This is a genomic window from Francisella sp. SYW-9, from assembly GCF_008711465.1.
Lineage (GTDB): Bacteria > Pseudomonadota > Gammaproteobacteria > Francisellales > Francisellaceae > Francisella.
This window is the reverse complement of sequence record NZ_VXKQ01000007.1, coordinates 278,648-298,093: the sequence shown is the minus strand read 5'-3', so window position 1 is coordinate 298,093 and position 19,446 is coordinate 278,648. Positions and strand designations below refer to the sequence as shown.

Sequence of the window (19,446 nt, the reverse complement as noted above, 5' to 3'; positions counted from 1 at the left end):
ATTGGAGAATACTAAATGAGTAAACAAAAAACTTTATCTATAATTAAACCTGATGCTGTTGCAAAGAATGTGATAGGAGAAATCTATAGTCGTTTTGAAAAAGCAGGCTTAAAAATAGTAGCATCTAAAATGAAGCAATTATCAAGAGCAGAAGCTGAGGGCTTCTATGCTGTACATAAAGATAGACCTTTTTTTAGCGCATTAGTTGAGTTTATGATCTCAGGTCCCGTAATGATTCAAGTTTTGGAAGGCAAAAATGCAATAGCTAAAAACCGTGAGTTGATGGGAGCTACTAACCCTAAAGAAGCTGATGCCGGTACAATTAGAGCTGATTTTGCAGACAGTATAGATGCTAATGCTGTTCATGGTTCTGATGCTGAAGATACTGCAGCTCAAGAAATCAGATATTTCTTTAGTGATATAGAGATTTTTAGCTAAAAAACTGCATCTAGTCTTAATTTTTTGGAGGAGATAAGAGAATGAGTTGGTTAACAAGAGTAATAAGCAGAAGTTTAGGTACAAATGCACAGAAAAAAGACATGCCTTCAGGTATCTGGAGTCAGTGTCCAAGCTGTCAAGTAACACTATACTCTGAAGAGCTACATAATAACAAATCAGTTTGTCCACATTGTAACTATCACTATAGAATCTCGGCGAGACATAGATTGAATATTTTTTTTGATAGAGATAGTACAACTGAGCATTTTGCTAATATTGCTCCAGTTGATATGCTTAAGTTTAAAGATACCAAAACTTATAAAGATAGATTAGCTCAAGCGCAAAAGAAAACAGAAGAGCAAGATGCACTAGTTGTTATGGATGGAACTATAAAAGGTTTTCCTATGGTTGCTGCAGCGTTTAACTTTATGTTTCTAGGTGGTTCGATGGGTTCTGTTGTTGGTGAGAAGTTTGCTAGAGGTGTTAAACTTGCTATGGAGAAGAAAGTTCCATTTATTTGTTTTACAGCCAGTGGTGGAGCTAGAATGCAAGAGTCTTTGTTTTCACTTATGCAAATGTCGAAAACAAGTGCGGCATTACAAAAGTTAGCCGAGGCTAAACTACCGTACTTGGTTGTTCTAACAGATCCTACTACTGGTGGAGTTTCAGCTTCTTTAGCGATGTTGGGTGATGTTCATCTTGCTGAGCCAAAAGCATTAATCGGTTTTGCTGGACCTAGGGTTATTGAGCAAACGGTTAGAGAGAAACTACCCGAAGGGTTCCAAAGAAGTGAGTTCTTAGTAGAAAAAGGTATGGTTGATATGATTGTTGATAGAAGAAATTTAAGAAGTGAAGTTTCTAAAATAATAGATAAGTTAATGCCAAATCTTACAAAAATAAACCATTCTCAAGCCTTAGAACATAAAGCAGAAGAACAAGCTTAATATATCAAAAAAATGAGTGTCGAAGTAAAAATAGCTAAAATCATGGCTAATAACGATGCTCTTTCATGTAGCTCACGCGATTTATTATTTATATTAGATAGATTTAATTTTAGAAAGAAATTCAAGATTATAACTGTTGCTGGTACTAATGGTAAAGGTACTACAGTAGCAATGTTAGAAGAATTATTAACTACTAATAATAAATCAGTCTTAAGCCATACATCTCCTCATGTATTTAAATTTAATGAAAGAATTTCTCTAAACAAAAAACCTATTTGTGATAGTGGTCTACTAGAACTATTAGAGCGACTAGAGGAAATAACACGTGATTATAAGTTATCGTATTACCAAATAGCGTTCTTATGTGCTTGTATGTATTCGCAGAGAGCTGATGTGGACTATTTAATTCTTGAGGTCGGTATTGGTGGGCGTCTTGATGCTGCAAATATAATGGATCCTGATATAACAGCTATAACAAATATTGATTTTGATCATTGTGAACTTTTAGGTGATACGTTAGATAAAATAGGTCTTGAAAAGGTAGCTATATCAAGAAAAGATATACCATTATTTCTTGGTTCAAAGATGCCTAATAGCGTCTATGAATATGCAGAGTCAGCAAAAGCGATAATCTATAGTGATAAGTATGATTGTAGTTCTAAAGAATGCTTTACGCATAGTTATAATATTGCAATGGGTATAGCAGAGTATCTTTTCAATAGAATGCAAATTAGCTATATTCCTAAGTTAGATGATATAAGAGCAAATGCAAGATTTAAATTACTCAAAGAGGATAAGAGTAATAAAAGCTATGTGATTGTAGATGTTGCGCATAATCCAGCTTCGGTAATTCATTTGTTTAAGTTGCTAGAAGCTAAATTTGGTATTGAAAAGATTAGATATGAAGCTATATTTGGAATCTTAGCGAGCAAAGATATCTCAGAGATTATATCTATAGCTAAAAGATATATTTATAAATGGGAAGTAGTTGATCTTAAATACATAGATCCACGAGCGTTAGATATAAAGGAGATCAAGCAAAGATTTAGAGAACAAGATATTGTTAGAGTTGATTATAATAAAGACTTAAGCAGTATTTATTTATCAAAGAAAAGTACTGTAACTGTAGTTTTCGGGTCATTTGTTTTAGCTGGAGAATTTATAAAAGAGTATGAAAAGCAAAATAGTTAAAAACGAAAAGCAAATGTTTGAGCTTGCTAAAGAATATGCTAAAGAACTAGTGTTTGGAACTGTAGTGTTTTTATATGGAGATCTGGGTGCTGGTAAAACAACTTTTGTTAAAGGAGTTATAAAGTCTTTAGGTTATCAAGGAAATGTTAAAAGTCCAACATATACTTTAGTTGAAGACTATCAGTTTGATAAATTTAATATTTATCACTTTGATCTATATAGACTAGCAGATCCAGAGGAACTTGAGTGGATTGGTGCTAGAGATTATTTTAATGAAAATAGCATATGTTTTGTTGAATGGCCTGAAAAAGCTAAGGGTTTTTTACCGAAAAAAGCGGCTGAAATCCTTATAAAATATATACCTGAGGGTAGGGTTGTAGAGTTTTGCTAGATAATCTGCGTAAAAAATGTGTTAAAAAAATAATATATTGATATTATATTATTTTATAGTTTATGCGAAAACTCAATTTCAGATTACAGGAGAGAAAATGAAGGCCAAGTTGATAGTTGCTTTTTTATCTGTACTATTTTTTAGCTCGTCATATGCAACTTTAGAGCAGTGTTATAAAAGTGGAGCTGATAAAGACTATGGTAATGTTTTAAAAACATGTCAGCCCTATAATAAAACTGATGCTAGAGCTACAGGACTGTTGGCAGAGGCGTATATTCAGCTTGATGAGAATGATAAAGATGCTTTAAACGATGCATTGTGGGCAATAGATTTTTATAAGAAAAATGGTATTCCAGCACATGATAAGAAGTCATATTCTTACTTATTGTATTTAGTTGGGGAACTATACTATTTTGGTTCTAATGATATTAAAATTAATCAACAAAAAGGCTTGGAATATATTATCGGTGCTGCTAAATTAGGTTATGCAATTGCTCAGAATCAGTTAGGGAACTTTTATGTAAGAGCAGGTAGTGTTCCGGCGCCAAACTTTGCAAAAGCATATAAGTGGTATAAATTAGCTATAGCAAATGGTAGTTTAGAAGCTCGTAGCTCATTCTTGATTAATAATGAACAAAGTTTCATTGATAGATATCCTTATTGTATATCTCAAGGTAAAACATTTATTGGTGATGCCTTCTTTACTGGTGAAGGAGATCTACCTAAAAATGTAGATGAAGCACTTAAATGGTATAAAATGGCTTATAAAATAGACCATATCTCGCCAGTAGAAGTAGGTTTGGCGAAAGCTTATATTGTAAAAGGTGATAAGAAATCAGCGAAGAAATATGTGCAAGAAGCTATAGAACAACCATATGCTCCAGCGTTTGTTATAGCTGCTGAGTTATCTGATAGTAATATTGACAAATATGCGTATTTAAGCCAAGCAATATCATTATATAAGACGCCTGCTCTTAACTTCTGGAATCAGTTTAATGCATACTGTCGTCCTAATTTATCTGATAAAGGTTTAAGTATTGCGCAAGCTGAATTAGCTAAGATTAAACTATCTCAAGAAGAGTTAGCACAAGCTAATAAAAAAGTAAAAAATTTCCAAAACAGCTGGCAAAAGAAACCAACTGAGAACTCATAAAGATAGATAAATCTTATTTATAAGATGAAGAAATTCTTTTCTAATAGTTTCATAGTTTCTTTCTTTTTATTCTTATCAAAAACTTTAGGTTTTGTTAGAGATTTGCTATTAGCAAGTTTTTTTGGTAGTAGCTCTAGCTTACAGGCGTTCCTTATAGCTTTTAGATTCCCTGAGTTTATTCGTAAAGTTACCTCATCTGGAGCATTGACTCAGATTGTAAATCCTTATTTAAATCGGAAATTAAACACTAGAGATAAGAGATTTATTGTAACTATACTATATTTTATAGCTTTGATGATGTTAATAATTACATTATTCTTAATTGTATTTAGTAATTTATGGGTAGATATATATGCCCATGGATTTGTAGATAAAGGTAACTCTCATCAACTTGTCAGAGATATGTTTGTTATTATGATACCATATATACTTTTTAATAGTATGATGGGGCTTATATCTGCAATATTAAATAGTTATAGTCGTTATTTTGTATCATCACTTTTACCGATAGTTTTAAATATAGTGATGATAATAGGAATAATAGCTTCACCATATTTGAGTATTTCTATTTGTAGTGTGGCATATAGTGTTTTATTAGCCGGTATACTTCAGATATTAATAGGTTTTTATGCACTATATAAGTTAGTTGGAAGTTTAAAATTTAATCGAGATATTTTTTTATTAAAAGATATTAGATCAAGAGTTTTTCTAAAAAAACTACCAAGTGCTTTTTTTGGTACAGCAATATTGCAGATAAATGGCTTAATAGAAACTTTTTTTGCTTCTTTTTTGATATCAGGGAGTTTAGCTTGGTTATATTATGCAGATAGGGTAAACCAGTTTCTTTATGGAGTTTTTGGTACCGCAATAGCTGTAGTAATGATTCCATATTTGACAAAATGTAAAACAGATAATGATAAGTTTATACAAACCTTTATGTGGATTGTGAAGTTAACATTGCTAATAGCAATCCCTGCAGTTATAGGATTGTACATATTGGCGAAACCTATTGTTATTACATTGTTTTATTATGGACATTTTAGTTTTAGAGATGTTGATTTTACTTATTTAGCAATGTTAGGATATTTACTTTCACTATTTTGTTTTGTAATAGTGCGAATTGTAGTATCTGCACTATATACTCAAAATAGAACTTCGATAGTTTTTTATATAAGCCTTGTGTGTTTAATTCTTAGTATAGGCTTAGATTTAGTTGTTGTATCTTTATTTGCGAATGATAAATATGCTTTTATGTATCTGGCATTTGTTAGTTCAGCTGTAGCTTTTATTAACTTAGTTACTCAGCTTATGGCATTAGCTGATTTTAATCTTAAAAAGTTTTTGATAATTTGTTTACCAATCACTATTTTAATTAGAATAATAATCGCGACTATACTTATGGTTTTTGTATTAAAGCTATTTAATCTAAGTGATAGCTATTGGGTTGGACTTTCAATGTTTGAAAGACTAAAAAATATTTGCTTGATTGTATTAGTTGGTTTTGTGGTATATATAAGTGTGATAACTATTTTAGGAACATTTAGATCATTAAAAGTAACAGATTCCTAAAAATTATTTGCTGATTAGTTTATACTTGTATTTAGGTAATTATGTAGGATTAGTAATGCACGATTTTAAAAAAAATAATAACCTTCGTGGTATAGAGAGAGAAACTTTACGTATCAAAATTGATGGAGGATTAGCTCATTCACATCATCCTTATAAGCTTGGTCATAAGCTAACTAATGATAGTATAACAGTTGATTTTTCTGAGAATTTGCTTGAGTTGATCACATCTCCACACTCTAGTATGGATGATGTTTTTTCTGAGTTGGAGACTTTAGGGGCATTTACATTACAGAATATGAACGATGATGAGATAACTCTAAATACTAGTATGCCTTTATCTGCAAGTGAGAGTGAAATTCAAGAAGCTGATTTCGGAGAATCTAATTCAGGAAGGATGAAGCAAACTTATCGTAAAGGTTTATCTGTCAGATATGGTAAGGTAATGCAGATTATTGCTGGAATTCATTATAATTTTTCTTTTGATAAGGAGTTGATTCAGATTAAAGCAGATCAAAATAATATTTCTTTTTCTGATGTTTATTTTGATATTATAAATAATTATTTTGAGTTCATGTGGTTGCTACCGTATTTATTTGGAGCTAGTCCAATATGTGCAAAAACTTCTGTAAAAAATAAGCCAGACTATTTAGTAGACTTAGATGAGGAATTTTATGTAGGTAAATATGCAACAAGCCTTAGAATGAGTGATCTTGGTTATACAAGTCCGGCACAAAAAGATTTAGCAATATCTTATAATGATGTTAAATCATATGTAAGAGACCTTATACAAGCTACTGATGATATATTTGATGAGTATAAAGCTATAGGTTTGTATAATTCTAATGGCGAAAGAATACAGTTAAATGAAAGTATCCTACAGATAGAGAATGAGTATTATAGTGCGATTAGACCAAAACAAGCTACACAAAGATGTCAAAGACCAGCTTGTGCTTTATCTATGGGAGGGGTCGAGTATATAGAAGTTAGAGTTCTAGATGTTGATCCTTTTGCAATAAATGGCATAAGTAAGAATACAGCTCTTTTTGTAGAAGCAATGCTTATGACATGTTTTGAAGAAAAAGGTAGGCGTTATAATAAAAGCGCTATAAAACGAGCTAAACAAAACCTAACAGCTGTTGCTATAGATGGGCGTAATCCGGAACTTAAACTTTGCAAAATTAGCTGTAATAATAATGAAACTTTATTAAAAGATTATGCTCTAGAGCTATTTGAAAAAATTGAAAATACAGCTAAAAAAATGCCTCAAGAGTATTTAGATGCGGTTAGGGTTGAAAAACAAAAAGTATTAGATGTATCTAAAACACCATCAGCTAGAATAGTTGATATTGCAAAGCAGAAAGGGTATAAAAACTTAGCTTTAGAAATTTCTAAAAATGTATCTAAAGAGCTTAGAAACTCTAAAATTTCTGAAGAGGTAGAATCTAAATTAAAAGAACAAGTAACTAAATCTGTTATTGCTGAGAAAGAGCTTTTAGAGAGCGATAGTCTTTCTCTAGATGAGTATATTAATAGATATTACGAGTCATCAAAAGACTGCTGCTAATCTAAGTTTTTTCAATATTCTTATTTTTCTGCTATATACAGTTTCTGGACATTTAAAGATAGCATAGATATATTTAAACTATAATTTATTAAAAGAATGTTCTTTTGACTTATTCTATAATTGCAAAAAAAGGTAACCAATATGGTGTAGGGACTGTTACAGCTTCTGTTGCTGTAGGAGGCTTTGTTCCGTATGTTGAAACTAATAAGATAGTGGCAGCTACTCAAGGTTTTTATACAAACTACCTTTATCCGTATTGGGCGTCAAATCTATTAGATAAGAATTCAGTTAGTGAATGTCTGGATAAAGTTATATCTCAAGATAAAAACTCTAGATTTAGACAATTTATACTAATGGATAAACTAGGAAATACTGCAGGCTGGACTGGAGATAGTAACGATGATTTTTGTGGTCATATTTTGCAGAAAAATTTAGCTGTTGCTGGTAATAGATTAGTTAGCAGAGAAGTTTTAAATAGGATGGTAGAAACATATATAAGAACAGAAAGTCAAAGCTTAGTAGAGCAAATAATAGCTTCGTTAGAGGCTGGATTATTAGCTGGAGGTGATAAACAAGGAGCATTGTCTATAGCAATAAGAGTTGTTAGTGATGAGCACCCGCCATGTGATTTAAGAATGGATTATTCTTCAAATATTATATCTGATATAAAAAAACTATATTCTCATTATACAGATACTAACTACAACAAATTTATCAAAGCAATTCCTACAGTTAATAACCCTTCTAAAGCTGGCTAGCCTAGCTCTATAAATTAGAAAAACAAGGATTTAAATTATGAAAATAGATTATTCTGCGCAAGAATTAAAAACGTATTTCGATATCGCTGCAAGTTTTAGCTCATCACAAAAAGGAGTTACAAGATTATTTTGTAGTCAAGAGCATAAAAAGATAATTCCTATTATAAAGGAATGGATGCAACAGGCAGGACTAGAAGTACATCTAGATGCAATAGGTAATGTTATTGGTAGAAAACAAGGAAAGAAGACATCAAAAACATTAATTATAGGCTCTCACCAAGATAGCGTTATTGAAGGTGGTAGATATGATGGTATTTTAGGAGTTTTATTACCATTATATGTTTTAAAAAAGATGCATGATAATGGCATAGAGCTTGATTATAGTATTGAGTTAGTAGCATTTGGTGATGAAGAGGGAATTCGTTTTCCAGAGACACTGTTAGGTAGTAAAGCTTTAAATGGTGATGTTAGTTTAGAGGCTTTGTCTGCAGTAGATAAAGAAGGTATTAGCATTTATGATGCTCTTAAAGAAATTGGTGCAAATCCAGATGATCTTGAGAAGTGTAAGAGAAATAAAGATGATATCTTAGGTTTCTTTGAGGCCCATATTGAGCAAGGTCCGGTTCTAGAACAAAAGAATTTACCTGTTGGAGTAGTAACAGCGATAACTGGAATACAAAGATATGCGATACATATTCAAGGTAAGGCAAATCATGCTGGAACAACTCCTATGCATTTACGTCAAGACGCATTAGTTGCGGCAGCAGAGATTATTAGATATGCTGATCAGCTATTTAAAAAGACAGATGATTTGGTTGGAGTTGTTGGGGAACTTAATGTTTCACCTAATGCGGTGAATGTAATTCCTGATAGTGTAGATATGACTATAGAAATAAGATCTCCACATGATCATCTTAGAGAGAGTGCTATGACGCAGATAGCAGATTTCCTTAAGGATGTGATGAGTGATTATAATGTGGAAATATCTTATAAAAAGAACTATGAAATGAAAGGACCATTTTGTGATCAAAAAATGCAAGAGCAACTTTTAACAGCAATTGAAGAGGTAGGTGAGCAACCTTTTTCTTTGTTTAGTGGAGCAGGCCATGATGGACTTGCAATGATAAATCTTACTCCTATTAGTATGCTATTTTTACGCTGTAAAGATGGTTTAAGTCATCATCATGAAGAAGATATTGATTATAATGATGCTTTGATTGCTGCTAGAGTAATACAAGAGTTTTTGGAAAACTTTAATTATTCAGGATAGGAGAAAAAAATGCAAAAAGAAGTAAATAATATAAGGTGGTATCAAAAGATAAATGATCCAATGGTTGTGATATTTTTTATCATAGTATTAGCTGCAATCTTAACGTATGTTATACCTGCTGGAGAGTTTGCAAAAAATTTAAATAGTGGTAATGGTGCTACTAATGCAGCATTTTTTCACCATTTACCTAGTCATGGAGTAAGCTTATTTGGAATCTTTGAAGCTATTCCAAAAGGGCTGGAAAAGGCTTCTGAATATTTATTTATAGTCTTTATAGCTGGAGGATTATTTCATATTCTTGATAAATCTCAAGCTTTAGAAAATGGCATTGGTACAGTAGTTAAACATATAGGTTTTCAAAGACAAACTTTACTTATTTTCTTAGCTACTTATATTTATGGTGTTTTTGGTATTGCTGTTGGTTATGAAAATAATATAGCATTAGTTCCTGTTGCTTTGATTATTTCTTCTGCTCTTAGGTTGTCTAGAGTTATAGGAGTTTGTATTGCAATTGGTGGAATTGGAATCGGTTTTGCATTATCACCAATAAATCCCTATACGATTGGAGTAGCTCAACAGATTGCCCATTTGCCATTATTCTCAGGAGCTGGTTTAAGAACAGTTATGGTTTTGCTAGCATTAACGTTTCTAGGATTCTATATTGCAAAATTTGTTGCACCAAAACATAAGAACGATGATGAGGAGATATTATTATCACGAAATATTGAAGATTATCATATGACTCTAAGAGATTCTTTGGTTATTGGTATTTTTGTGATAGGTATTGCCGTAATAGCAATTTGCTCGATACTCTCTGGAATGACGAACTCTAAGGGTCAATCAATACTAGGAATGCCATGGTATATAAATCAGATAGCAGCTGTATTTTTGATTGTATCTGTAATTGTTGCTGCGATATGTAGATATACTCCAAATTATTATATTAAGTTGATGATGGAAGGAGCTTCTAAAGTTACTCCAGGGGCTTTGATTGTTGGTTTAGCTGCTGCGATCCAAGTTATTTTAAAAGAAGGACATATAATTGACTCTATAGTTTATGGTCTTGCAGATGTTCTTGGTTATATTCCAGCGGCATTATCAGCTGTCTTAATGACACTTGTTCAAAGTATTGTAAATTTCTTTATTCCAGGTGGATCTGGGCAGGCAATGGCAACAATGCCTATACTAATACCTGTTGCAGATATGGTTGAGATGAAAAGGCAGTTAATGATTTTAGCCTTCCAGGTTGGTGATGGTTTTACTTATATGATATCTCCAACAGCTGGGGGCACATTAGCCATGCTAGCTATAGCAAGAGTTTCTTATACTGATTGGTTAAAAGCTATAGTTCCCTTTATCTTATTTATGTATGTTGTTTCTTGGATATTTATAACTTTTGCCTATTATATTGGTTGGTCATAAAATATAAATATTTTTGAATCTAATAAAAGTAAAATTATACTTTCTTGATTCCGCCAAATCTCTTTTTGAACTTATCAACACGGCCTGCAGTATCAACGATTCTTTGCTTACCAGTATAGAATGGGTGGCATTGTGAACAAATATCTATGCCCATAGATTCTTTACCAGATGTTGATTTTGTAACAAAAGAGTTACCACAACTACAAGTTACCGTTACTTCAGTATATTTTGGATGAATTTCTTGTCTCATTTTATTAATTTCCTTATTTTTATAATCTGACATCGCCACTTAGACTATTTCATCTAAGCACCATATCCTTTAGATAGAATAGCTTGAACATTTTAGCCTAAGTTATTCATAGTATCAAGCTTAATTAGAAGAAATATATTTTTCTCTTCTTACACTTTTAGGACCAAAACCTGCATTTGTTAGCATTTCATATGATTGGTCAATCATATTTGGATTACCACAAACATAAACGACATCTGTTTCAGGGTTTAGTCCTATTTTTTCAAATTGGTTTTGCACATAGCCAGAGATCTCATAATCTTTAAGATCTTGAGTTTCTCTACTTAGGCAAAGTTTGAAGTGAATATTTTCATGTTTTTTAGCAAATTCGATAAAGTCTTCTTGATAAAGAGCATCTTTACGATACTGGCAGCCAAGTAGTATGTGTATTTCAACATTATCGGCTCTTTCTAATAGCTCAGGAAACATTGATCTATAAGGGACAATACCTGTACCAGTGCCTACTAAGATTATTTTCCTAACATCTTCATCTTTTAGAATCAGTCTACCAGCTGGGCCCATTGCATTTGCTTTACCACCAACTTCCATATTAAAGAATGTCTCAGAAGCAATACCGTCTTTTACATAAGTGATACCAATTTCTAGAAGCATATTATCAGAAGGAAGAGAGCCTAAGCTATAACTACGACGCTTAACCTTTCCGTCATCTCCATCAAACATGAATGTAATAAACTGCCCAGCGATAAAGTTAAGCGGTTTGCCATCTGTCCTTTTGAAAACGAAGTGTCTAACATTATCTGTAATATCTTTAAAAGAAACTAATTCTAGTTCAAATTTTTCTAATGCCATTTTATTTAAAACTAATATGTATATTTGTAACAGCTGTAATTGTATAATAATTTTACCTATATGATAAGTTTGTATTTGTAATATGCTGAAGATATTTAGAGTTTTAGGTATTTTAATTGTACTTGTACCTTCTTTGGCTTTAGCAGATATGACTCAGTCAGAGATTGATAAGTTATATACAAAGCCCATAGTTCTAGATGAAAAGCACTATACATTTAATGTTGAACTGCCGGTAGACTCAACGGATGGATATAGATGGTTTCTTGTACCACCAGATTATGATTATGTTGATGATGTTGGTTATTCACATGAGAGTGTGGATATCGAAAATTCAAAGTGGGGTGGCATGGATAATTTTAAATTAAAGCTTACTAAGAAATTTAGGAAAGTGCCTTATAAAGTAGTATTACACTTTGAGTGTTTTAGACCATTTGAAAGTAATCCAAAAATTTTGAAAAAAGATATAGTTGTATTGTCATTGTTAAATTAGGAGAGAGATGTTAATGAAAAAAATATGTTTGTTGATGGTGGGATTATTTATAGTGATGAATATGTATGCAACTGGAGACTGTGGTGATAAAAGTTTTGATGCAATAAAAAATCAAGCTGTGCAGATGGAGAAAGCTTGGGACTCAGCCAATGCTAATAAGTTAGTTTCATTTTATGATGATGACTTTATATATATGAGTGGTGGCAAACCGTATAGAAGTAAAGCTAAAGTATTAAAGCATTACGTTGATGGTTTTGCTACAAATAGCTCAGGTAAAAGAAATTTTGGTAAATTGAAACTTAATTATCAATATTGTAGAAATATTGATAAGAATCATCAGTTAGTAATATTGAAATTTATATGGACTAGTCCTACTGGTAAAGTAGCTACAGGTCATGATTTGCTTGTTTGGCAAAAGAATAAGAGTGATGATTATAAAATAATTGTTGATTTTCCTCAGTAGAATAGCAAATAAAAGGAGATAAGAGATGTTTATGGTTTGGTTAGTACCTATAATTGTTGTATTGATTATTTTGCTAGGTTTATCAATAAGCCTTGTAGAGACTCAGTCTGTCAATATTATAGAAAGATTTGGAAAGTTTGTAAGAATTCAAAGAGCAGGTCTTAATTTTAGAATACCTTTTATTGAAAGAATTGCTGGTAGAGTTAGTTTGAGAGTTCAGCAACTAGATATAATGGCTGAGACAAAGACTAGAGATAATGTGTTTGTACATATGAAAGTATCAGTTCAGTTTTTGGTAGAGGAAGCTAGTGCGGTTGATGCATTTTATAAGCTTACAAATGCTAGAGCACAGATGGAGTCGTATGTGTTTGATGTGATTAGATCATCATTACCTCGTATGAGTTTGGATGAGTCTTTTGAGAATAAAGATGCAATAGCGTTAGATATCAAAAAAGAACTTTCTGAAGAGATGAGTACTTATGGTTATACAATTATTAAATCTTTAGTCGTTGATATAAATCCAGAAGAGAATGTAAAACGCTCCATGAATGAGATAAATGCAGCTCAAAGGCAGCTTGAAGCTACAAAGGCAAAAGCTGAGGCTGAAAAGCTTATAAAGATAAAAGAGGCTGAAGGTCAAAAAGAATCAATGAAACTTCTTGGTGAGGGTATCGCTGAGCAGCGTAAAGCAATAGCCAGAGGTTTGCGTGTTTCTATAGAGGATGTTAAAGAAGGCGCTGGGGATAATATATCTTCAGAGTACATATCATCTTTGGTTATGATGTATCAGTATTTAGATACTCTAGAAAATATGACTAAATCTGGTAAATCAAATGTGATATTTACACCAAACTCACCTAAAGGTTTTAATAATCTAACTTCTGAGATGATAAGTGCATTATCTGCAGCTAAAGATATTTAAGCAAACTATAACCTAAAAGAGAATTTCTGGAGGAAATAATGCTATGGAAAAAGGCTTGTTTCAGCAGACAGTTGAAATAGTAAATAGCTATGTCTGGGGGCCTCAGATGCTTATGTTGATTGTAGGTGTAGGTTTATTCTTAATGCTGGGGTTATGCTTTTTACCCTTGAGAAAAATCATTTTTGCTTTTAGATTACTTTTTAGTAAAGAGAAAAATAAGGATGATGGTGAAATAACGCCTTTTCAAGCATTGATGACAGCTTTATCAGCTACTATTGGAACTGGAAATATTGCTGGTGTTGCGACAGCTATTGCAATAGGTGGACCTGGTGCTGTCTTTTGGATGTGGTGTACAGCTCTAGTTGGTATGGCAACAAAATATTCTGAAGCAGTTTTAGCAGTTAAGTATCGTGAAGTAGATGCAAAAGGCTCTTATGTTGGAGGGCCTATGTATTATATTAAAAACGGCTTGGGTAAAAGATTTCTGTGGCTTGGTGTACTGTTTGCAATATTTGGATCAGTTGCTAGTTTTGGTATTGGTAATATGGTTCAAGTTAATTCAATGGCAGATGTGGTACAGAAAAACTTATATATTCCAGATTATATTACAGGTATTTTTGTCGCTATTCTTATTGCAACAGTTTTATTAGGGGGAGTTAAACGAATTGCAGAGGTTGCTAGTAAGATTGTACCAATTATGGCTATTCTATATTTTGTGAGTTGTGCAATTGCAATTTTATTAAATCTCAAATTATTACCTGGTGCATTTTATATTATATTTGATAATGCTTTTACTCCTACAGCTGCAACCGGAGGGTTTGCTGGAGCAGGGGTGATGCTTGCTATTCAGATGGGGGTTGCTCGCGGAGTATTTTCAAATGAGGCAGGCTTAGGTTCAGCACCAATCGCTCATGCTGCGGCTAAAACAAATAGTCCTGTTAAGCAAGGATGTGTAGCAATGCTTGGGACTTTTATCGATACTCTTGTAATTTGTACAATGACTGCTCTTGTGATAATTCTATCTGGTCAATGGAATAGTGGTCTTAATGGAGCAAGTTTATCTTCAGAATCAATCGATACTTTAATTCCTGGTTTTGGTAGCTGGGTAGTTACTTTAGGATTGATTTTCTTTGCATTTACAACAGTTTTAAGTTGGAGTTACTATGGAGAACGTTGTGTTGAGTTTCTTTTTGGAATTAAATCTATAATACCATTTCGTATTTTATGGATTGTAGCTATCCCTGTTGGAGCTGTACTTAAAATTGATGTTGTTTGGTTATTAGCAGATACTTTAAATGGGCTTATGGCAGTACCAAACTTAGTAGCATTACTGTTGCTTAGTCCAGTAGTATTTAAGCTTTCTTATAAATATTTTAGTAATAAGTCTGATTAATAGGTAAGTTCTATCGCCTATTATGATGTGTCAGTATTTAGGTGTTAAGAGTATCCTTTACAGCTAAAGATATATAATTGGTTTGTTACTAGTATATATTTTTTCTAATTGTGATATTATATGCTGACAAATTCGAGTGTCTCCTGTTCATGAATGATTAACCGGTTTAAGAAAAGTATACAGCCAAGAGCTTTAGTTAAAATATTTGTTTGCTTATTATTTGTATTTGTAACTACTAGCCAAACATGGGCATTAGTAGGTAAATTAAATATCCAGGATGGGAAGTTTTTACTTGTAACTAAAGATAAGAAATTTAATTTAAAGGGTGATAAAGAAACTATAGAAGAGTCAAAAAGTTTAATGTCTCTGTGTAGCTTAGTTGTTGTTAATAACTACATTAAAATAACTGGAAACACTTTGTTTCTTAATGAGGTACCATCTTCAATAAGTGGCAGTATTAGGCTTAGTGGAAAGTTAGTAGCAGAAGGTGAAAAATTATTTATAGTAACGTCATCTGATAGTAAGATCCCAGTTAAGTTCCTTTATGGAATTGATTTTAGAGGCAATCATTTTGATAAAAAGTCTATAGATTATTATATAAATAAGCAAGTTAATGTTATTGGAAGTTCAGATGGTGGATATTTACATATATCAGCTATATTGCTAAGTAATATTTTTGATAATATGAGTGAGAAGTTTCCAATTAACAGTAAATATAAAAGCCTTTTGGATAAAAATTATCAAAAGTTTATCACTGAAACCTTAATGAAGGATAAGTTGAGTCAAAATTTACAGCCATTTAAAGCCACACTAATTAATAATGCTAAAGTCAGAAATAATGATAGAGCTTTGATAATTAGTTTGTCGGGACGACAAGGTGATGATTTCGCTACTGTGGGGGGACACTTTGTTTTAGGTGAAGCTACTATCGATAATAATATGCTTAGAAATTTTGATCTTTTTAATTTTTATACAACTAAAAATAAGAAGATGGTGATTCCTGCAAAAATTTCATATATGGATTATTTTGGGAGTTTATCTCAAGGTCAACAAAATTACAGACCAACATATACGCTTATTATATATGGGGTTGATAAACTAAAAATTAAAAAAATGAAAAATGTCATTGATAAAGATCTTAATTATATGCGTATTTCTGGGGATACAGGAGGACTTTCTTACGACTGTGTGAATACTGCTCTACATGCACTATATAGAGCGCAATTTATAGAAAATCCTAGTTCTCTAAGTTTTCTAGGTTTACAGACTTTTTACCATGCACCCAAAGAATATGATGTTGATAACTACTCATACTTTAGTAATAGCTGGTACTATATTTTAAATAGTAGAAAAGTATTTATGCCAAGGATTAGTTTTGAGAATATTTTAGAAAATATTCAAAAGTTTAAACCTAAAAGAGTAGATTTTGTGTTTTATGGACAAATACCTTCAAGTAGGCCTTTAGGAGGCGCTCCCATAGCTGGTGTGTATAATTATCTAAAGATTTCAGCTAAGTCAGATAAGGTTTCAGCACAGAATACTGTTTATGATATAGCTAAATATTTAGATAGCTTAGATATATAGTTAATCCTAATATCTTTTGAAAATTTTTTGTCATCCTCTCCGGTCGCTCAGTAACCACGGAGTCAAAGTGTGATCATAGGATCTGCTCATAATAAGTCTCAAAATTAGATTCTACGATCAAAGCCTGTGCTGAACTTGATTCAGTATCGTAGAATGACAAACTCCTTTCGGATTAACAATATAAGGATCTATTATTTCAAGTTAATTGTATTGTCTTAATATTTTATCTACAATAATTTGTATATTGATTATTATGCTTAAGTTTTATTGTTATGTGGTTTATCGTTGAATCAATGTCATGCTCAAGTTGTGTAGCAAAGATAGAGAAGGCTTTGCTAGGTATAGATGGTGTTAGTAGTGTTAAAGCAAATATTGTTGATAAAAGTGTATTTGTTGAAGCTGAGGAGTCTTTGACCGACCCTATACAAAATAAGTTACGAGAGATTGGCTATCCTGGAGAACTACAGCAGCAAGAAAAAAGTAGTAGTAAATATCGTATTTTTATTGAGGGAATTTCTTGTTCTGGTTGTGTAGCAAAGATAGAGAAATCTTTGAAAGTGGTTGCTGGTGTTGAGAAGGTTAGCGTTAATATTGTTGATAAGATATTAGAGATCGAAGGTAGTATGGATGTTACCGAAGTCTTTGCCACTTTAGATAAAATAGGTAAGCCAGGAGTTCTAGAGAAAAAATCACAAACTAGAGATATAGATAGAGCTAAAAAGGAAATCAGAACAAGTATCAAACAAGCAATAGTTGCATTTGTGGCGGGTGCTATTCTTATGGCTATCCAAATGCATTCAGAAAACCAAGATAGTATTTTATATTTTTCAAATAATGATAGTATCGAAAGACTTATAATCTGGATTATATTAGCTATTGGCACATCTGTAGTTATGTTTTATTCCGGGAAGCGTTTTTATCAAGGGACTTGGCGACAACTAAAACATCTATCTTCAAATATGGATACTTTAGTTGCATTAGGTACTGGAGCTGCTTGGATATATTCTGTTATTGTCATACTATTTGAGTTTTATTTACCTGAGCAAATGCTACATGTTTTTTTAGATACTAGTGTTCTTATCTTAGGATTTCTAAATATTGGTCATGCCATGGAGATCAAATCAAAAGGTAGAGCATCTGAGACTATTGAAAAGCTAATTCATTTACAGCCTAAAAATGCTCATGTGATCCATGATGATGCAGAAGTTGATATACCATTAGAACTATTAAAAGTAGGACAAGCTATCATTATCTACCCAGGTGAAAAGATTCCAGTAGATGGTGTGGTTATTGATGGTAAAGCTAGTGTTGATGAATCAATGCTAACAGGTGAGTCAGACTTTGTTAGTAAAAAAGTAGATGATAAAGTCTTTGCTGGAACTATAAACCAAAATGGTAGCTTAAGAGTCAAGATGACTAAATCTATAGATGAGACAGCTTTAGCAAATGTTATTGAGCTTATTAAATCTGCACAAAGCTCAAAACCAGAAATTACTAGGATAGTAGATAAAGTTACAGCTGTATTTGTACCAGTGGTTATTGCTATTGCAGTATTTACATTTATAGTGTGGAGCTTTTTTAGCCTACCTTTAGCGATAACTGCTGGGATAGCTGTCTTAGTTGTAGCTTGTCCTTGTGCACTTGGTCTGGGAACACCAATGTCAATGATGGTTGGTATGGGTAAAGTTGCAGAATATGGTATCTTGATTCGAAATGGTGAAGTGTTGCAAAATGTTAGTAATTTAACACATATTGTTATGGATAAGACTGGGACGGTTACACAAGGTAAGCCTGCAGTTACAAATAGTCATTTCATTGCAGATGAAGACTTAGTTTTAAGTCATCTTTATGCAGTTGAGGCAAAATCTGAACATCCACTTGCACTTGCTTTAAGTACTTATAGTAAAGCATATAATAAAAATTTAGTGGCAAGTGATTTTGAGACAACTTCAGGCAAAGGTATCTCAGCAAAAGTTGAAGGAACTGATGTTCTTATTGGTAATATGAAGATAATGTCAGAAAATGACGTAGATATAGATGATAATGTTGAGCAGGTTTTAGATGGCTATGCTAACCAAGGTGCAACACCTATAATCTTTGCTATAAATAATAAGATAGCTGCGATTTTTGCTGTTAAGGATCCTGTCAAAAAAGAGAGTAAAGAAGTTATATCTCAACTTAAAAAATCTGGTCTTAAAGTTGCAATGGTTACAGGAGATAATGAGCATACAGCAAGAGTAATCGCTGAAGAAGTTGGAATTGATAATGATATGGTTTTTGCTAGTGCAATGCCTGAAGATAAAACTAAATTTGTTGATGATCTACAACAACAAGGATTCCAAGTTGGTATGGTTGGTGATGGTATCAATGATGCAGCAGCCTTAGTGAAAGCAGATGTTGGTTTTGCCATGGGTAATGGTACAGATATAGCTATAGAAAGTGCTGATATTACTTTGACCTCTGGAGAGCTGAAAAATATTAATAACTCAATTATCCTTTCAAAGAAAATTATTACTAATATTAAGCAAACTTTAGTTGGAGCATTTATATATAATATCTGTGGCATACCTGTTGCTGCAGGAGTTTTATATCCATTTTTTGGTATTATGCTTAGTCCTGTAATTGCATCTTTAGCAATGGCTATGTCATCTGTAACAGTGGTTGCAGTAGCTTTGAGACTAAAACGTCTGACAGTTGAGTAGAGCATACGTAATCATCGACTATATAAAGATATTATGCTAAATACTGAGATAAATATAGTGTATGAGTTTTATTAGAATTTTCAACTAGGTTTT

Annotated in this window: 18 protein-coding genes; 16 read left to right on the top strand and 2 right to left on the bottom strand. The window is 32.3% G+C overall.

Annotated features, from left to right (window positions below; genetic code table 11):
* The first annotated feature begins 15 nt into the window (after positions 1 to 15).
* The 10 genes from ndk to F3D62_RS03305 all read left to right on the top strand — a co-directional run bounded on the left by ndk (position 16) and on the right by F3D62_RS03305 (position 10,700).
* Positions 16 to 438: a nucleoside-diphosphate kinase gene (gene ndk / locus F3D62_RS03350; protein ID WP_150466833.1), complete on the top strand. Its 423-nt coding sequence runs from the start codon at positions 16 to 18 to the stop codon at positions 436 to 438.
* A 41-nt stretch (positions 439 to 479) separates the two neighbouring features.
* Positions 480 to 1,382, top strand: a complete 903-nt coding sequence (accD, locus tag F3D62_RS03345) for an acetyl-CoA carboxylase, carboxyltransferase subunit beta (protein ID WP_150466832.1) — start codon at positions 480 to 482, stop codon at positions 1,380 to 1,382.
* A 12-nt stretch (positions 1,383 to 1,394) separates the two neighbouring features.
* Positions 1,395 to 2,573: a bifunctional folylpolyglutamate synthase/dihydrofolate synthase gene (locus tag F3D62_RS03340; protein WP_150466831.1), complete on the top strand. Its 1,179-nt coding sequence runs from the start codon at positions 1,395 to 1,397 to the stop codon at positions 2,571 to 2,573.
* Positions 2,554 to 2,964 (top strand): tRNA (adenosine(37)-N6)-threonylcarbamoyltransferase complex ATPase subunit type 1 TsaE, encoded by a 411-nt coding sequence (gene tsaE / locus F3D62_RS03335; protein ID WP_150466830.1) that lies wholly within the window; start codon positions 2,554 to 2,556, stop codon positions 2,962 to 2,964. Before F3D62_RS03340 ends, tsaE begins: the two co-directional genes overlap by 20 nt.
* Before the next feature lie 97 nt (positions 2,965 to 3,061).
* Positions 3,062 to 4,117 (top strand): tetratricopeptide repeat protein, encoded by a 1,056-nt coding sequence (locus tag F3D62_RS03330; RefSeq protein ID WP_150466829.1) that lies wholly within the window; start codon positions 3,062 to 3,064, stop codon positions 4,115 to 4,117.
* A gap of 24 nt (positions 4,118 to 4,141) precedes the next feature.
* Positions 4,142 to 5,686 carry a murein biosynthesis integral membrane protein MurJ gene (gene murJ / locus F3D62_RS03325; RefSeq protein WP_150466828.1) on the top strand — a complete coding sequence of 515 codons (1,545 nt, stop codon included), beginning with the start codon at positions 4,142 to 4,144 and terminating at the stop codon, positions 5,684 to 5,686.
* 55 nt (positions 5,687 to 5,741) lie between these two features.
* A complete protein-coding gene (gene gshA, locus F3D62_RS03320; RefSeq protein WP_150466827.1) occupies positions 5,742 to 7,250 on the top strand; it encodes a glutamate--cysteine ligase in 1,509 nt (502 codons plus the stop codon).
* A gap of 104 nt (positions 7,251 to 7,354) precedes the next feature.
* Positions 7,355 to 8,008, top strand: a complete 654-nt coding sequence (locus tag F3D62_RS03315) for a DUF1028 domain-containing protein (RefSeq protein WP_150466826.1) — start codon at positions 7,355 to 7,357, stop codon at positions 8,006 to 8,008.
* A gap of 37 nt (positions 8,009 to 8,045) precedes the next feature.
* Positions 8,046 to 9,278: a M20 family metallo-hydrolase gene (locus F3D62_RS03310; protein ID WP_150466825.1), complete on the top strand. Its 1,233-nt coding sequence runs from the start codon at positions 8,046 to 8,048 to the stop codon at positions 9,276 to 9,278.
* 9 nt (positions 9,279 to 9,287) lie between these two features.
* Positions 9,288 to 10,700 (top strand): YfcC family protein, encoded by a 1,413-nt coding sequence (locus tag F3D62_RS03305; RefSeq protein ID WP_150466824.1) that lies wholly within the window; start codon positions 9,288 to 9,290, stop codon positions 10,698 to 10,700.
* Positions 10,701 to 10,734: 34 nt separating this feature from the next.
* Here the strand turns inward: F3D62_RS03305 and rpmE are convergent, their stop codons facing one another.
* Both rpmE and F3D62_RS03295 read right to left on the bottom strand, forming a co-directional pair.
* Positions 10,735 to 10,950 carry a 50S ribosomal protein L31 gene (gene rpmE, locus F3D62_RS03300; protein ID WP_150466823.1) on the bottom strand — a complete coding sequence of 72 codons (216 nt, stop codon included), beginning with the start codon at positions 10,948 to 10,950 and terminating at the stop codon, positions 10,735 to 10,737.
* 120 nt (positions 10,951 to 11,070) lie between these two features.
* Complete coding sequence (locus tag F3D62_RS03295) at positions 11,071 to 11,799, bottom strand: ferredoxin--NADP reductase (RefSeq protein WP_150466822.1); 729 nt, start codon at positions 11,797 to 11,799, stop codon at positions 11,071 to 11,073.
* A 148-nt stretch (positions 11,800 to 11,947) separates the two neighbouring features.
* Here F3D62_RS03295 and F3D62_RS03290 point away from each other — a divergent pair, with 148 nt between their 5' ends.
* From F3D62_RS03290 to F3D62_RS03265, 6 genes are all read left to right on the top strand, one after another.
* Positions 11,948 to 12,289: a protease inhibitor I42 family protein gene (locus F3D62_RS03290; RefSeq protein WP_191092526.1), complete on the top strand. Its 342-nt coding sequence runs from the start codon at positions 11,948 to 11,950 to the stop codon at positions 12,287 to 12,289.
* Between the two features lie 13 nt (positions 12,290 to 12,302).
* Complete coding sequence (locus F3D62_RS03285; RefSeq protein WP_150466821.1) at positions 12,303 to 12,752, top strand: nuclear transport factor 2 family protein; 450 nt, start codon at positions 12,303 to 12,305, stop codon at positions 12,750 to 12,752.
* A 25-nt stretch (positions 12,753 to 12,777) separates the two neighbouring features.
* Complete coding sequence (locus F3D62_RS03280) at positions 12,778 to 13,674, top strand: SPFH domain-containing protein (RefSeq protein WP_191092522.1); 897 nt, start codon at positions 12,778 to 12,780, stop codon at positions 13,672 to 13,674.
* A gap of 43 nt (positions 13,675 to 13,717) precedes the next feature.
* Entirely contained in the window at positions 13,718 to 15,067 is a 1,350-nt protein-coding gene (locus F3D62_RS03275; protein ID WP_150466819.1) for an alanine/glycine:cation symporter family protein, read from the top strand.
* 153 nt (positions 15,068 to 15,220) lie between these two features.
* The gene (locus F3D62_RS03270) at positions 15,221 to 16,651 is read left to right on the top strand and encodes a hypothetical protein (RefSeq protein WP_150466818.1); all 1,431 of its coding nucleotides are present in this window, start codon (positions 15,221 to 15,223) and stop codon (positions 16,649 to 16,651) included.
* Between the two features lie 272 nt (positions 16,652 to 16,923).
* Entirely contained in the window at positions 16,924 to 19,353 is a 2,430-nt protein-coding gene (locus F3D62_RS03265; RefSeq protein WP_150466817.1) for a heavy metal translocating P-type ATPase, read from the top strand.
* Positions 19,354 to 19,446: the final 93 nt, after the last annotated feature.

Excerpts from the sequence above, each read along its gene's own strand:
- F3D62_RS03290 (WP_191092526.1), top strand. The coding sequence starts at position 11,948 with ATGACTCAGTCAGAGATTGATAAGTTATATACAAAGCCCATAGTTCTA.
- rpmE (WP_150466823.1), bottom strand. The coding sequence starts at position 10,950 with ATGAGACAAGAAATTCATCCAAAATATACTGAAGTAACGGTAACTTGT.
- F3D62_RS03285 (WP_150466821.1), top strand. The coding sequence starts at position 12,303 with ATGAAAAAAATATGTTTGTTGATGGTGGGATTATTTATAGTGATGAAT.
- F3D62_RS03265 (WP_150466817.1), top strand. The coding sequence starts at position 16,924 with ATGTGGTTTATCGTTGAATCAATGTCATGCTCAAGTTGTGTAGCAAAG.
- ndk (WP_150466833.1), top strand. The coding sequence starts at position 16 with ATGAGTAAACAAAAAACTTTATCTATAATTAAACCTGATGCTGTTGCA.
- F3D62_RS03270 (WP_150466818.1), top strand. The coding sequence starts at position 15,221 with ATGATTAACCGGTTTAAGAAAAGTATACAGCCAAGAGCTTTAGTTAAA.
- F3D62_RS03295 (WP_150466822.1), bottom strand. The coding sequence starts at position 11,799 with ATGGCATTAGAAAAATTTGAACTAGAATTAGTTTCTTTTAAAGATATT.
- F3D62_RS03275 (WP_150466819.1), top strand. The coding sequence starts at position 13,718 with ATGGAAAAAGGCTTGTTTCAGCAGACAGTTGAAATAGTAAATAGCTAT.
- F3D62_RS03310 (WP_150466825.1), top strand. The coding sequence starts at position 8,046 with ATGAAAATAGATTATTCTGCGCAAGAATTAAAAACGTATTTCGATATC.
- tsaE (WP_150466830.1), top strand. The coding sequence starts at position 2,554 with ATGAAAAGCAAAATAGTTAAAAACGAAAAGCAAATGTTTGAGCTTGCT.
- gshA (WP_150466827.1), top strand. The coding sequence starts at position 5,742 with ATGCACGATTTTAAAAAAAATAATAACCTTCGTGGTATAGAGAGAGAA.
- accD (WP_150466832.1), top strand. The coding sequence starts at position 480 with ATGAGTTGGTTAACAAGAGTAATAAGCAGAAGTTTAGGTACAAATGCA.
- F3D62_RS03280 (WP_191092522.1), top strand. The coding sequence starts at position 12,778 with ATGTTTATGGTTTGGTTAGTACCTATAATTGTTGTATTGATTATTTTG.
- F3D62_RS03340 (WP_150466831.1), top strand. The coding sequence starts at position 1,395 with ATGAGTGTCGAAGTAAAAATAGCTAAAATCATGGCTAATAACGATGCT.
- F3D62_RS03330 (WP_150466829.1), top strand. The coding sequence starts at position 3,062 with ATGAAGGCCAAGTTGATAGTTGCTTTTTTATCTGTACTATTTTTTAGC.
- murJ (WP_150466828.1), top strand. The coding sequence starts at position 4,142 with ATGAAGAAATTCTTTTCTAATAGTTTCATAGTTTCTTTCTTTTTATTC.
- F3D62_RS03305 (WP_150466824.1), top strand. The coding sequence starts at position 9,288 with ATGCAAAAAGAAGTAAATAATATAAGGTGGTATCAAAAGATAAATGAT.